Origin of the sequence: Paenibacillus vulneris (genome assembly GCF_039543185.1) — a bacterium.
GTDB classification, from domain to species: Bacteria; Bacillota; Bacilli; order Paenibacillales; family NBRC-103111; genus Paenibacillus_S; species Paenibacillus_S vulneris.
In genome coordinates this window covers 706,915-720,151 of the sequence record NZ_BAABJG010000015.1, presented here as the reverse complement: position 1 = coordinate 720,151, position 13,237 = coordinate 706,915, and the positions used below count along the sequence as shown (strand labels likewise).

General features: G+C 47.9%; 13 protein-coding genes. 9 read left to right on the top strand and 4 right to left on the bottom strand.

What is annotated here, in order from left to right:
* Positions 1–248 precede the first annotated feature (248 nt).
* The 8 genes from ABEA66_RS16820 (at position 249) to ABEA66_RS16785 (ending at position 9,363) form a co-directional block, all read left to right on the top strand.
* Entirely contained in the window at positions 249–932 is a 684-nt protein-coding gene (locus ABEA66_RS16820) for a response regulator transcription factor (protein WP_345589089.1), read from the top strand.
* Positions 933–953: 21 nt separating this feature from the next.
* Positions 954–1,997: a sensor histidine kinase gene (locus ABEA66_RS16815; protein WP_345589323.1), complete on the top strand. Its 1,044-nt coding sequence runs from the start codon at positions 954–956 to the stop codon at positions 1,995–1,997.
* Between the two features lie 179 nt (positions 1,998–2,176).
* Complete coding sequence (locus ABEA66_RS16810; RefSeq protein ID WP_345589087.1) at positions 2,177–2,962, top strand: ABC transporter ATP-binding protein; 786 nt, start codon at positions 2,177–2,179, stop codon at positions 2,960–2,962.
* Entirely contained in the window at positions 2,940–4,880 is a 1,941-nt protein-coding gene (locus ABEA66_RS16805; protein ID WP_345589085.1) for an FtsX-like permease family protein, read from the top strand. Before ABEA66_RS16810 ends, ABEA66_RS16805 begins: the two co-directional genes overlap by 23 nt.
* Positions 4,881–4,923: 43 nt before the next feature.
* Positions 4,924–5,259 carry a YxeA family protein gene (locus tag ABEA66_RS16800; protein ID WP_345589083.1) on the top strand — a complete coding sequence of 112 codons (336 nt, stop codon included), beginning with the start codon at positions 4,924–4,926 and terminating at the stop codon, positions 5,257–5,259.
* 338 nt (positions 5,260–5,597) lie between these two features.
* Positions 5,598–7,292, top strand: a complete 1,695-nt coding sequence (locus ABEA66_RS16795) for a DUF6138 family protein (RefSeq protein WP_345589081.1) — start codon at positions 5,598–5,600, stop codon at positions 7,290–7,292.
* 45 nt (positions 7,293–7,337) lie between these two features.
* Positions 7,338–7,754, top strand: coding sequence for an immunity 22 family protein (locus ABEA66_RS16790; protein WP_345589079.1), 417 nt, complete (start codon positions 7,338–7,340; stop codon positions 7,752–7,754).
* A 58-nt stretch (positions 7,755–7,812) separates the two neighbouring features.
* The gene (locus ABEA66_RS16785; RefSeq protein WP_345589076.1) at positions 7,813–9,363 is read left to right on the top strand and encodes a leucine-rich repeat domain-containing protein; all 1,551 of its coding nucleotides are present in this window, start codon (positions 7,813–7,815) and stop codon (positions 9,361–9,363) included.
* Between the two features lie 167 nt (positions 9,364–9,530).
* Here ABEA66_RS16785 and ABEA66_RS16780 read toward each other — a convergent pair whose 3' ends face one another.
* From ABEA66_RS16780 to ABEA66_RS16770, 3 genes are read right to left on the bottom strand one after another with little or no spacing between them, the layout of a single operon-like run.
* Positions 9,531–10,010 carry a hypothetical protein gene (locus ABEA66_RS16780; RefSeq protein WP_345589074.1) on the bottom strand — a complete coding sequence of 160 codons (480 nt, stop codon included), beginning with the start codon at positions 10,008–10,010 and terminating at the stop codon, positions 9,531–9,533.
* Positions 10,010–10,813, bottom strand: a complete 804-nt coding sequence (locus ABEA66_RS16775; protein WP_079911672.1) for a DUF3100 domain-containing protein — start codon at positions 10,811–10,813, stop codon at positions 10,010–10,012. The genes ABEA66_RS16780 and ABEA66_RS16775 overlap by 1 nt, the downstream gene beginning before the upstream one ends.
* A gap of 21 nt (positions 10,814–10,834) precedes the next feature.
* Positions 10,835–12,094 (bottom strand): M20/M25/M40 family metallo-hydrolase, encoded by a 1,260-nt coding sequence (locus ABEA66_RS16770; protein ID WP_345589071.1) that lies wholly within the window; start codon positions 12,092–12,094, stop codon positions 10,835–10,837.
* Positions 12,095–12,349: 255 nt separating this feature from the next.
* On the opposite strand from ABEA66_RS16770, the gene ABEA66_RS16765 reads away from it, so the two are divergent.
* The gene (locus ABEA66_RS16765; RefSeq protein WP_345589069.1) at positions 12,350–12,748 is read left to right on the top strand and encodes a hypothetical protein; all 399 of its coding nucleotides are present in this window, start codon (positions 12,350–12,352) and stop codon (positions 12,746–12,748) included.
* Positions 12,749–12,767: 19 nt separating this feature from the next.
* On the opposite strand, the gene ABEA66_RS16760 is transcribed toward ABEA66_RS16765, so the two are convergent.
* Positions 12,768–13,151 (bottom strand): DnaJ family domain-containing protein, encoded by a 384-nt coding sequence (locus ABEA66_RS16760; RefSeq protein WP_345589067.1) that lies wholly within the window; start codon positions 13,149–13,151, stop codon positions 12,768–12,770.
* Positions 13,152–13,237: the final 86 nt, after the last annotated feature.

Here is a 13,237-nt window from a genome sequence, read left to right as displayed (position 1 = left end):
GCTGCTGCATAATAAACGATAAGCAACGGCTGCAGGAATGACAGGGGGCCTTGCTTCATGGCTGGGAAGAAAATAGGGGGTTCAAAGCCAGGGCTTGACCCGGCACAATATTTTATTTAACAATAGTTTACAACGATAAGTTCAAGATCAGGTAGAATGGCTATACTGCATTGGGAACCATAGAGGCGGGAAGAAGCCGGCAAAGCCATCTAGCATTTTTAACATTCGCTTGGAAGAGGGGGATCTGAATGGATATGAGGATTTTCATTGTTGAGGACGATTCCTCCATATTGGATTCGCTTAAGGATCGCTTAGAGAAATGGTCGCTGCGTGTCATAGGACCCCAACAATTTGATGATATCCTTGGCGAATTTCTGAAAGAGCAGCCGCATCTCGTCATATTGGATATTCAGCTTCCGTTGTATGACGGTTTTCATTGGTGCCGGGAAATCCGCGCCGTATCGAAGGTCCCCATTCTCTTTTTATCATCGCGAGATCACCCGATGGATATGGTTATGGCCATGAATATGGGAGCGGATGACTACATTCAGAAGCCGTTTCACATGGACGTGCTGCTTGCCAAGATCCAGGCGATCCTCCGCCGCACGTATGCCTATGGAGAAGAAGTGTCTGATCTAGTTGAATGGAACGGTGCGGTTATCGATATGAGGCGGTGTGTGATCTGCAGGGAGGGAAAGGAGGTCGAATTGACGAAGAATGAATTTTTCATTCTGGCTGTTCTCTTAAAGGCAAAGAACGAAATCGTTCAGCGTCATGAGCTCATGCGGAAGCTGTGGGAGGATGAGCAATTCGTCAATGATAATACTTTGACCGCGAATATAACCCGTTTACGTCAAAAGCTGGCTACCCTTCAGCTTGAAGATGCCATCGTCACCAAGAAGGGATTGGGCTACATGGCGATCACGTTATAAGGGGGAAGAACAGCCGTGTTTATGCGCTTTGTGAGCAGCAGGAAAAGCTGGATTTTGATGTTCATCCTGATGCTTGGCTTTGTGGACCTTCTCATCGCACTGGATAGAGGAATTTCTGTACATGCCGGCTCCATTATTTATTTGAATAGTTTGTTTGTTCTCTTCTTTGCTATCTTCTTGATCTGGCGTTATTTCAAGGAAATGAAATACATACAAGCTCTCGAGGCTCTCACTCAGGAGATTCATGACGATTGGCTGGAAGCATTGCCGAGACCAGGAGATCCGCGGGACGAGATAATAAGTGAGGCATTGCGTGCAGCAGACCGCTTTTATAGACGAAAATGGACCGATCTCAAAAAAGACCACCTCATGGAGCAAGACTTTATCACCTCCTGGGTACATGAAATCAAAGCTCCTCTTACCACTATGAAACTCGCCATCGACTCGAACCAAAGCGTACCGGCTATGCGCAAGCTGGAAGCAGAGTGGCTTCGTATCCATTTGCTGGTGGATCGTCAGCTTTACATGACACGTCTGCCAACGCTGGAATCGGATTATGTCCTTGGGACAATGGTGATTCAGCGGCTTGCAGCCCAGGAAGTCCGGGAGCTGGCCTCGTGGTGCATGGGAAAAAATATTGCGGTTGAGTTCGAAGGGGAAGAAGCGGAAGTCATAACGGATTCCAAATGGTGCCGGTTCATTTTCCGGCAAATCCTTATGAATGCTGTCAAATATAGCCCGGATGGAGGGACAATCTCTGTCCGGACTACAACGATGCCGGAAACCGGCAAGGTCGAGCTGAGCATTGTAGACGAGGGCCCCGGTATTCCTGCACATGATTTGCCGCGCATCTTTGATAAAGGTTTTACCGGAGGAAACGGAAGAATTCAAAATGCCGCCACAGGCCTCGGCTTGTATCTTGCCAAGAGTGTCGCCGACAAAATAGGGATTACGCTCGAAGCCCAATCCCGGCCGAACAACGGTACCGTCATGAAAATGACGTTTTCTGCAAGAAATGAGTTTGAATCTATCCGAAGAGCGGCTATTCAGACCCATGAAGCGTAGCCAAGAAATCCAAGCAGCAGGATGACCCTGACTGCTTTTTTTCTGTTAATAGCAGGAGCGGTTGCTTCTGACTAAAGTGACAATAATGTAACATTAGACCGTTCAAATATCACCTAAAACGTACGACAAGGCCGGACGGACATACTACAATAAGGCTATAGCACATTTGGAGGTTAGATATGAATCAGAACCAATCACATAAAACGATGCTGCATGCCCAGAATGTACGCAAATCTTACGGAACGAAAGGTAGTGTACAGCAGGTTCTAAAAGGGATTGATCTTCGCGTCGGCGAAGGGGAATTCGTAGGCATTATGGGACCGTCCGGATCGGGGAAGACCACTCTGCTGAACGTGCTTGCGACCATTGACCGTCCAACGGAAGGTACGATTCTTATTGAGAATACGGATATATCCGCTATGAAGGATACCGAGTTATCGTTCTTCCGCCGCAGCAAGCTGGGCTTCATCTTTCAGGATTATAATTTGCTGGATACGCTGACCGTGAAAGAGAACATTCTCCTTCCCATCTCACTTGGTAAAATGAACCGGGCCGAGGCAGAGAAGGAATTCAATACGATCGCCGATGTTCTAGGGATCAAGGAGCTGGCACACAAATACCCCCATGAAATATCCGGCGGACAAAAGCAGAGAACTTCCGCTGGTCGAGCTCTCATCCATCGCCCTTCCATGGTATTTGCCGATGAACCCACAGGGGCACTGGACTCCAAAACCGCTTCCGCGTTACTAGGGACCATTGCAGAGCTCAACAAGGAAAGGAATGTAACCATCGTTATGGTCACTCACGATCCTGTTGCTTCAAGCTACTGCAGCCGTGTGGTCTTTTTAAAGGATGGGGTGATTTACTCTGAATTGTACCGCGGCGATAAGTCTAGGCAAGCTTTTTTTAAAGAAATTATGGATGTTCAGGCTATTCTTGGGGGTGACACGGTTGACGTTATATGAACTGGTTATCCGCAGTATGCGAAAAAATATTAAGCATTACTACCTTTACTTTTTCGCGCTGATTTTCAGTACAAGTCTTTACTTTGTGTTCGCCACATTGCAGTATGACTCGTCCATCATTCGTTTGGCAAGCACAGATGTCAATTTCTCCGCTTCCTTCCAGGCGGCAGGAATTTTACTATTAGTTATTGTTGCGGTGTTTATCATTTATGCGAACTCCATTTTTCTAAACCGTCGAAGTAAGGAAATTGGATTGTATCAGCTGATCGGTCTGACGAAGAGAGGGGTCGCGCGGATTCTAATCATTGAAAATATCGTGCTCGGTGTAGGAGCGCTGCTGATCGGACTAGGTGCAGGTGCACTGGTGACTCGGCTGTTCCTGCTCATTCTCATGAAGCTCCTGGGAATTGAAGAAGTGATTTCAGTCAATTTCTCCGGCCAAGCTCTCGTTCAAACCGCTATCGTATACGGCGCTCTAATCGTGCTTACCTCGATACAGATGCTGCGGATCGTTTATCGAAGCACACTGCTGCAGCTCTTTCATGCAGAGAAGCAGGGCGAGCATCCCCACAAACCAAAAACGGTCACAGCCGCGATTCTCGCTATTCTTGGTATTGCTCTTATTGCGTTCGGTTATTATCTTTCGGGGCACATGCTGAACGATATGCTCTTCTTGAACATGCTTGGTGTCCTGTTCTCGACCATCATGGGTACGTATCTGTTATTCCGCGTCACCATCAGCTGGCTGTTCTATCAATTCAGGAGGAGCGCCAACGGTCATCTCGGACTAAAGAACAGCTTGTCGCTGGCTCCTCTTATGCACAGAATGAAAGCCAACGCCAATTCGTTAACCTTGATTACCGTGCTGTCTGCCATGACACTTACGATGGTAGCAATGGCTTATTCGTTATACTTCTCCGCTGAAACAGATACCCGTTTGTCACTCCCGTACGATTATGTATTTGAGAACAGCGGGGTGGATGCGAAATCTTTTGGGGAGGAGTTGAAAAGGGAGGGAATCCCGTTCGTTCACAGGCCGGTTGATGCCGTACGGGTTCTGGGAACGGTTCGCGACACCGTGAATGGCCCGGATGGAGACTCTCAAAAAAGAATGCTGTTTCTTCCCGCAGAGCAGCTTCTGGAAGCAGGGGCTGCTATACAATCGCCTGGTCAAGGCGAAGCCGTTCTCTATGATGGCCGGGCCCGCCTCAATTGGAATCAGCGGGTTAGCAACAGGAACTATCCGTTGGATATTGAATTGGGTACCGGTGGAGGCAAACCAACACTTCAGCTAACCGGGCTTGTCGATAAGTTTGCCATGAATTATAACGTGTACGGCGACCAGCTCGTCGTAACCGAATCTATCCTAAAGAAGCTCAGGGAGGAACTGCAAGGCTTGCCCGAGGTTGAAGCGGTTCGTTTTGATACTTTTCAAGTCCCTGACCGGGGAGAACGGGCCAAGGCTTCCGCACTTTTTGCAAAATATATTCCGAAGGATAAATTCATGCCCGATTTCTATACGCAATTTAAGGCTGCACTTCAGTCGTTCGGTTTGTATATCTTTATCTCGGGCTTCCTTGGGCTTGTCTTTCTGATTGCGACCGGCAGCATTCTATATTTCAAGCAAATGACGGAAGCGGAGCAGGAGAAGCGAAGCTTTGTCACCCTGCGGCAGCTTGGCTTTGACGTGCAGGACATTATGAAAGGCGTTGTGCGCAAGCAGCTTTTCGTCTTTGCGATCCCCCTTTTGATCGGGCTGCTGCATTCCGTCTTCGCGGTTAAGGCAGCCTCTATCCTTGTGCTGTCTAATATTGTCGTGCCGTCTGCGATAGCTATGGGAGTGTATGCCTTGATTTACTTTGTCTTTGCAGCATTAACCATCGGGTATTACAAGAGAATGGTGAAGCTTGCGATGTAGGGGCTAAATAAGCTCATTGGTGAAGGAATAGGAGGAAAATTCGATGAAAAAAGCAGGTGCGGTTCTGGCATTGATTGTCGTGATTGTTGCCATTGTATTTATTACTTCCAAAGACGTTATTGATCGTTTCAACCCTTTAGTAAATAAAGAATACGTATATGTTCGAATTAATCAACCGGCACAGGACGAGGATGGAAGGTTCAGATACAACCTTACCGGATACAACGCAGAGGGGCTTAAGAAAAAGGTGAGCTTTACAGCAAGCACGAAGCTGCCGGAAGGAGCTTATGTGAAGGTATTAGCCAAAGGCGCGTATGCTCAAGAATGGGAGCAGATCAAGGAACAGGAAGCGCCTAAGGAGATCAAGCAGGAACGCTGAATCCTGGGCAGATGTTATATGAACCACACAGGAACGCTCATTGGTCAATGGGCGTTCTTTTTGAATTGACGGAATTAACGACTTCGTAGCGCCTTCGCCAAGTACCATGATCCGCTTCAAAAGCCTGGCTGGAGGGGCATCCCCCAACAAAGTTATTGGCGTTAGCTCAAGGTCTTCTTAACAGTCTCTCACCACTGTGCGGGACGAGAATAGGCCCGTTGGGCAATCGTATGTCCCAAGACCTGTTAATTAGGTATTAAGACCGCTGACCTTTTTGGCTTCAAAACTTATAATAGAATTTACTGGAATCCTTTTACTAATAAATCATGGTGGTGAAGATGATCGTAATGGATACTCAAGCAATGGTTGCAACAATAGCTGACGAAATAGCCGATATATTGAACGAATGGTTCGATCAACTCGATAAGAAGGATGCTGAAGACATTATTCGGCGTACCACCTTACAGATTGGCGTACATGATTATGTCCGGTTCGAATATGATGACGGGTCCATCCGTGTATTCTCATTCGACGATGATTTCAGTTCACCGGAATTCGAATCCCAAGGGTCTCGGCCCGTGGTGCCTTTAACAAAGGAAAGCATTGAGCAAGAGCTGCTGACGCAGCTCGAAGAAAGGCTTCTTCGTCGGTTAAAAAGGTACGATAGCAGCCCCTTGCTCAATTACCGCTTCAGGATAGCAGGCAAATTCGCCTTAGCTGATGGGGAATGGGATGTCATCGTCGTCGATTATATCAATCAAAGCAAGAGAAACGATTTGCTGGAACGAATCCGTCAATACATACGCAATAAGCTGGAAGCCAAGAGCTTTCCGACAGCTCCGTTGGACAGCTTCTTTCTGTCGAATCACTTAGTCGATTCCGGGCTGTTCCCGACAATAGACTTGAAGGAACTATTTCGTATTTACGACCGGGTGCTCGAATTAAACAAGAGCAAACAGGAGAAGCTGGCCGAGCATAGGGCAACGTTTATCAGAGCTTTTCGAAGCTGGACCGAGACCGAATTTCTTCCACTTTATTTCCATTGTGCGAAGCAGACATGGGGGCTTCCTGTGTACACGAAGAAGGAAGGGATTGATCCAAGCAGCATAGATCCGCAGGCTATGGAGCTTGCTCTGCAGACGGCTATTCTGATCATCAAGCATGAGCCGAATTACAGCAGAAGCACAGGTATCGAGCTGTTGGAGCTGTTGAAGGAGCTTGGGAGCACTAGGGCGGAGCAGGCTATGGAGAATGGAAGCGGCACTCTCCCCGATGAAGATATCAGTTATAAGGACAGTCAGCTTGAATGCCGGGCTAACGATATTTTTTCGACGATTACGATACATATCAAGGAGGAACGAGCGGACAGCTATGCAAAAGCGCTTGATTTTATTTGCAATCTGCTGAACAAAGGCTTCTCCAGAAGCTATCAAATCAAGCTGAAGTCCAAATCCAAGCAGCTGCTCCCTATCCCCGGGCTGGCTAAATCGCAGACGCATCGTTTCTTCGCCAATGCATTGCAATATGCCGAGCTGTATCCGAAGCTCGAGGTTTATGCGCGATTAGCCATGGTCGAGCATGAATGGTACGACGATACTGAAGGGGAGAAAAATTGCATGCCCGGCACATATGCGGTATTCGGCTTGGGATTGCAGAGTAAGTCCTATTTTCCCTTGGTAGAAGCTTATATGAGCGTAGTTGATCAGGAGCATCAATCGGTACAGCAGGCGTTTACGCTTACGCTTATCCAGCAGTACGGCATTGACTCGATGACGCTTCCGACTGTCGCAGCATGTCTCTTGAGGTGCAACGAAGGCAAGTTCGCCAAGGAACAGGCCCGATTTGAAAGCGCAGGGAGTTTGCAGGCTCTGTTGACATTCATGGAGCCGCTCAAATCCCATGAGGTAGAGCATTTGGCGTATCTGATCTGGGGCAGCAGGAAGAACCTGGAGGCAAGAGCACGGAAGGAAGCGGGCGAAGAAGAGCAGCAATTATTCGCAGCTATATTGGCAAAAATGGACAAGCGTAAGTAAGGAGAGATATCCCGGGGGTTTGAACTTGAGGGCAGGTGAATGATAATGAAGCACATTGTAACGATATGGGGGGCTAACTTTTCTACGGAAGAAGAATTAGAAGCTTTTACTGAGACCCTGTATGATGATGAAGGAGATGCGCGGCCTTCCGCTTTTTTAATTAGCATAGGATGTTCCTGGATCGATGAAGATTTTCAAGAGCTGCATTTTTTCAGAGCCGAGGAAGATCGTAAGTCCTTTATTAACTATTTGAGGTTGGAATATTCACAGCATCAAGCATTCGTTGAGCAGCTCCCTGCTGCGATCGATGAGGCGATCCAAGCTTATAACGCGATCATCCTCCAATACGGAAACCAATCGCCTTATGGAACCATTAACGAGGAGTTGTTTCGTATCAACAAAGCAGGTTTACAGGCAGTGGCTTCACCCGTGCTTCTAGCATGTGTCGAATATGATAGCTAATTAGCTCATGAGAAGCTCTAGGACTCAGCGCCGCTTTATTTAAGGAGGAAATGTACTAATGAAACAATTGCTACAAGAAATAATAGATCTGCTGCAGACCGATCTTCCTGAGCTAGCCGGAGCGTTAAATCCGCCGGCATCGGAGGAGGAGCTTCACAAGGCGGAAGCGGAGATGGGATTTGCCTTGCCTGCAGAGCTGAGAGAGCTTTATTTGGTCCATAATGGGGAAAAGGACGGGGGTCCGGGGCTATTTTTTGGACTACCGTTTCTATCGTTGGATGACATGCTTGCGGAATGGAGGATTTGGGTCGGTCTGGAGAATCATGCTATGGAAGTGGAGCATTATTCTGTTCCCGCCGGCTGGATTAAGGAACAATATATCCATCGTTACTGGCTGCCGATCAGCAAGGATTGGGGCGGCAACAACCTGGGCATTGACATGGATCCTGCAGACAAAGGAATGACGGGACAGGTTATTAATTTCGGACGCGACGAAGAGGTTAAGTATGTAATAGCTCTCCGGCTTACTCGTTTGCTTGAATTTATCCGTGACACAGCCAGGGAAGGTAATTACAGCGTCAATCGCGAGGATGAAGAATACATCACCTGGAGCTTCGGCAAGGAAGGGGAAGTTCATTTTCTCGATGCGATCCGCACAATGGAGCTTCCAGTGTGTGAGCCGTTTGGACAAGAGATAGGCGGACAAAACTTGAATGAGTGGTATGACAGTCTAGATAACGATTGGAAAGAGAGAATCATCAAGACGACCGGCTCCCCGGATGCGTTTGTTCGTGCGAAAAAGTTATATTTTATACGAGAAGGATTGACGGATATTTCTCCGCTAGGGCAGTGCAAGGATGTACGCGAGCTAGTCCTGAGCGTGAACGAAATCCGCTCCATTGAAGCATTAACCGGCTGCAAGCAGCTGAAAAATTTGTACCTGGTGAAAAATCCGGTTACGGATCTAAGCCCTCTGCAAGAATGTGAGCAGCTGCAGGAGCTGATTCTTTCCGGCTCGGCCGTAACGGATGTTACTCCTCTCAGCTCGCTTCCCAAATTAAAAATACTGGATGTCCAGGATACTCAGATTCGCGATTTTTCTCCATTGAAGCCGGTCAAGAGCTTGCGTGTCCTGGAAATATCCAATCCAGATAAGGAGCAGCTTCGCAGTATAGCTGAACTCAAACAGCTTAAGGAGCTGACCATTTCCAAATTGGGTCAAATAACGGGGAGCGAATTGACTGAATTAGGCAAGCTCGTAAACTTGCGCAAGCTGGTGCTGGAGGGAGGCACTCTGCCGAATATGAAGTTTATGGAAGGACTCCATAGACTGGAAAAGCTGATTGTAAGAGAATCGGCGATAGAGGATATCTCTGCATTGAATCAGCTTGAAAACCTTCAATCCCTGGAACTAAGCGGTACTCATGCTAGCAATCTGGAGCAGCTGGCAAGTTCAGCTTCGCTCAGCAAAATAACGGCCTCATTCCAGCAATTTGCTCTATTAAAAGACCGATTCGACCGGTTCATCGATTTTTCTACCATCACGGGTGGCATGTCAGATGAGGAGAGCAAGATCTGGCACGAATATTTGGATCGAGTGCGAGCCTAGGGAGGGATTTGCCTGCGGAGTGCCCCCGTATGATCAGCGAAGCATAATGGGAGAATAGGGGCAAGTTTATAATTCAAAAAACCTTAGCCGCTGCATGTGCGACTAAGGTTTTTTGCTGCATGTGGCGTGGCCGTAAATCCGTGTTGGAATCAACCCGCAGGAGGTACTTAGGAAAGATGCAGACCGATTTGGGCCAGGATAGCACTGCCTACGTACATGCCGCTAAAGACGAAGATAGCGACGATAGCAACCTTCCAGGATGTTTTGCGCAGGTCGATCAAACGATCGGCAACGGAAATTCCCGCGAAGGTCAGGATCGGCGTTGTGATCGACAGAAAGTCGACGGCTTGGATCTTATGGATAAAAGTATCGGAAATAAGGCAAAAAACTAGGGAAGTAATCGATACCCAGCCGAGCACAGGGAAATCCTGAATCAGCTTGAGCGGCACTTTTTTCATCAGGCTGGAGATCAGAATTCCGATAAAGGAAAACGCCCACAGCACGATCAAACCATATATCGTCATCATCGAAATCGGAGTACTGTTCGGGTTTTTGAGCAGTTTAATTTCCTGCGTGAACAAAATCAGGGATATGCTTAACAGCAGCACCAAAGCGTACTTTACGTATTTATTTAATCCGCCTTCCATTATTTAGCACCTCTAACCAATAGTTTGTACATGAATCGTTGAATAGGCACAGCTAGAAATACCATCGTGTACGTACCCATGAAGCTGGTCAGCAGCTGGCTTGCTGATGCATAGGCCGTAATAGTGGACGCCTTGTCCGGAATTCCAGCGACCAGGGCAGAGGAAGCAGCGGTCATCATACTGGCGGAGCCGACACCCGCCGACATGGCTAAGGCTTCTACGTCGAAGCCGATAGAAAGCAGAATCGGTGTGACGATACTGAAGAACAAGGTTCCGAAGAGCGTACCGATGATGTACAGCGACAAGACACCGCGGCCTTCGTCAGAATCGAGCGTGTACTTCTCGGAAATATAGGCAAGCTCGCCTTCACGTCCGATTCCGAGAGTAGCTCCGATCGCTTCCCGGCGCAATCCGATCAGAATAGCAATCGGCAGACCGATCAAGACAGTACATAAATGGCCGAATTCCTGGATAACGAAAATCCAGCCGACCTGCAAAATCTCATGAATTTTGGGAGCTACATCCGCCCCGTATCTGGCCATCAAGGGAAGCATGATGAAAATCAAATATTTTCCTGAAAAGTTGACGTTTTCTTTACTGTATACCTTTTTCAAGATGCCTTTGCGCACAACGGTGATCCCTAGTATCATCGTGATCAGGATCGCGTAGACCAGCGGCAGGAAGCTGATCTTAACCGAACCGAACTTCACCGACTGGATGCCGATAAACTCTGATACGGTAATGACCAAAAGCGCGAAAACAAGCAAAAGTATAAATTGGGACTTGGATGCCGTCGATTTCATGATAATCCTCTTTTCCGTTAATTACTGTTGCGCGATGGAGTTAATTAATGTCTCGTATTCTTTATAAGAACGACGATAGAGCCTGGATCGGTCGATCCGGCCATTGAAACGTTCAAATACGTCGGCGAGGAATCTCGGGAAAATTTCGTAAATGAACTCGGGATCGATATCCTTGAAGTCATCTCCATGGATTATTCCGGTAAAACCGCTGTAGCCGATTTGAATGCAAGGGATCATATAAGACAAATCCCCGATGTCGCCTGCGGCGCTGATGGGCGTCTCGTTCCGGAAGGCGGCGATTTCGTCGTTAGCATGGAACGCTTCAATAACGAACTCGGACAGATAACGGTCCTGTACAAACGGCAAATAGCCCATCTGCGTTTCGATCGACACGCTTCCTTGCAGCGCTAAGGCACTTCCTCTTGCCGCATCGTCCATTTTGACAGCGGCTTCTTTCATATAATCGACCGTAAGCGTTCTTAAGTCAGACCCGACCTTAATCCGGTTCGGAATGACGTTGGTGGACATGTCGGATTCCATCACGATCGGATTCATCCGGACCTTTTCCGAATCCTTCATTTGCTGGCGGGCAAGGCCTAGAGCGACATTGAACAGCGTAGACATACTGTAAGCATTTTTCGCGGAGAACGGGTCGAAGCCGGCGTGGGTAGCCTTACCTTCGAACGTATAGCGCTTGTACAAAAATCCGGCCAAGTCACAGTTCGTTTCAATCGTCCGTACCGGGAATTCACCGCCCATTGCATGGACGCAAACGCCGATGTCGATATCGTCGAACACGCCAAGCTTCATCGCTTCCGGCTTGCCGCCGTAATACGAAATCTGCTTATTCTTGAGAAGCTCGTCCCGATAAGCCAGATCAAGATACTCTTCTGCAGGAACGAAGATGAACGTCAGCGTGTAATCCCAAGCCTTGTAAGCGCCCGTAGTATAAAAGTACTTGTACAACGCCAGCGCGATGGCTACCTGGGTATAATGGCCGCAATTATGCGCCGCACCTGTCGCTTGATCCGAACGCCAATGTGAAGGGGCGTAGACGGCATCCAGCTCTGCAATGAAAGCGATGTTCAGCTTTTTGCCGCTGCCGAGCGACGTCTTGAGTCCTGTCGTGCTGAAGGATTCGAGTTCGATCCCGGGATGGACGCGAGTCAAAAAATCCACAACAGTCTGCCGGGTCTTCACTTCTTTATAACCCAATTCGGGATTGTCGAAGATCGTCCGCGCGATCCGGTGAATCTCGTCGAATTGCTCTTTGAACAGCATAGTTACCTCCTGATGTCTATTATTTTTCCGCTATATAATATTACTTAATTTAGCATTGAAAATACATAGTTTTTTTCAAAAAGAGGGAAAGCAGACATTCTTACTGCAGGTAATCACCAGAAAGAAGGGGATATGGGGTGAAATGGGAACTGTTAAGGAATAGTATTAGGTAAAAAAAGGGAAATAGGCTAGGGTGTCGAATGATTTAGCTTTAAAAATAGAATCTATGGAAGCTAGGGGGAGGCCGGATGAAACATGCTAGGACACTGTGTAGGAACGGGTTCGAGTTGCGATGTATATGCATGGGACGGTGACGACAAAGTCGTCAAGCTGTATCAAGCTCATACGTCTTGGAAGGCCGTGCAGCAGGAATTCACGAATAGTACTGCTGCTTGGGAGAGCGGGCTGCCGGTTCCCCGGTCCGTACTCCCACCGGAAACGTCTGCGGCAGTAAACGAGTTCTTCCGGGCTTCGCAGCAGGCAGCCTGTCATGCGTTCCTTCAGGAGTATTGCAGCTTATCAGGTGTATCGGAGGAAGACATCAAAGCCTGGTATATTCCGGCGGCGGCACGATCTATAGTATCCGGGGCATTAGCCCAGGAACAAGCGGCCAATCTTGTTTCCATGATTCGAGGCCATTTGGAGCTAGCGTAGGCAAGCTGCCTTGGCCTCATTACTTTTCATTGTCCGTCAGCTTTTGTTTGATTTGATGCTCATATTCGGAGAATGCATCGGATGCCAGCCAGCCGCGGTCAGACATTAGTGATTGATAACGAAGCTTCTTGACGGTTAACTCGTTCTGAAGCCTCTCGCGTTCCGTATCATCCTGACAGGCGGCAATCAAGTCCCCTAGTGTAACCATTTCTTTGCGAAGCAGCATTTCCTCGGGAATCAGGCCGGCATTTTTAAGAATCTTAAAACCGACGCGAAGCTCCTCCGGGACGTTCTCCAATTCATCGGGAGGCAGCGGCTTTCCGTCACCGGGCAAACGATCGAATTCTCCTTGCCGGATGGCCTTCTGAATTTTTTCCTCCGCAATGGAATGCAAATATTTCATCGGTCTATCAACTCCTTTTACATCATCTTATCATACTTCGGCTCATTATTTTTTAATCTTCTGATCTGTACTGCCAGCTGCTTATT

Coding starts and splice junctions, on each gene's coding strand:
- ABEA66_RS16820 (WP_345589089.1), top strand. CDS start 249: ATGGATATGAGGATTTTCATTGTTGAGGACGATTCCTCCATATTGGAT.
- ABEA66_RS16815 (WP_345589323.1), top strand. CDS start 954: ATGCGCTTTGTGAGCAGCAGGAAAAGCTGGATTTTGATGTTCATCCTG.
- ABEA66_RS16810 (WP_345589087.1), top strand. CDS start 2,177: ATGAATCAGAACCAATCACATAAAACGATGCTGCATGCCCAGAATGTA.
- ABEA66_RS16800 (WP_345589083.1), top strand. CDS start 4,924: ATGAAAAAAGCAGGTGCGGTTCTGGCATTGATTGTCGTGATTGTTGCC.
- ABEA66_RS16795 (WP_345589081.1), top strand. CDS start 5,598: ATGATCGTAATGGATACTCAAGCAATGGTTGCAACAATAGCTGACGAA.
- ABEA66_RS16790 (WP_345589079.1), top strand. CDS start 7,338: ATGAAGCACATTGTAACGATATGGGGGGCTAACTTTTCTACGGAAGAA.
- ABEA66_RS16785 (WP_345589076.1), top strand. CDS start 7,813: ATGAAACAATTGCTACAAGAAATAATAGATCTGCTGCAGACCGATCTT.
- ABEA66_RS16780 (WP_345589074.1), bottom strand. CDS start 10,010: ATGGAAGGCGGATTAAATAAATACGTAAAGTACGCTTTGGTGCTGCTG.
- ABEA66_RS16775 (WP_079911672.1), bottom strand. CDS start 10,813: ATGAAATCGACGGCATCCAAGTCCCAATTTATACTTTTGCTTGTTTTC.
- ABEA66_RS16770 (WP_345589071.1), bottom strand. CDS start 12,094: ATGCTGTTCAAAGAGCAATTCGACGAGATTCACCGGATCGCGCGGACG.
- ABEA66_RS16765 (WP_345589069.1), top strand. CDS start 12,350: ATGCTAGGACACTGTGTAGGAACGGGTTCGAGTTGCGATGTATATGCA.
- ABEA66_RS16760 (WP_345589067.1), bottom strand. CDS start 13,151: ATGAAATATTTGCATTCCATTGCGGAGGAAAAAATTCAGAAGGCCATC.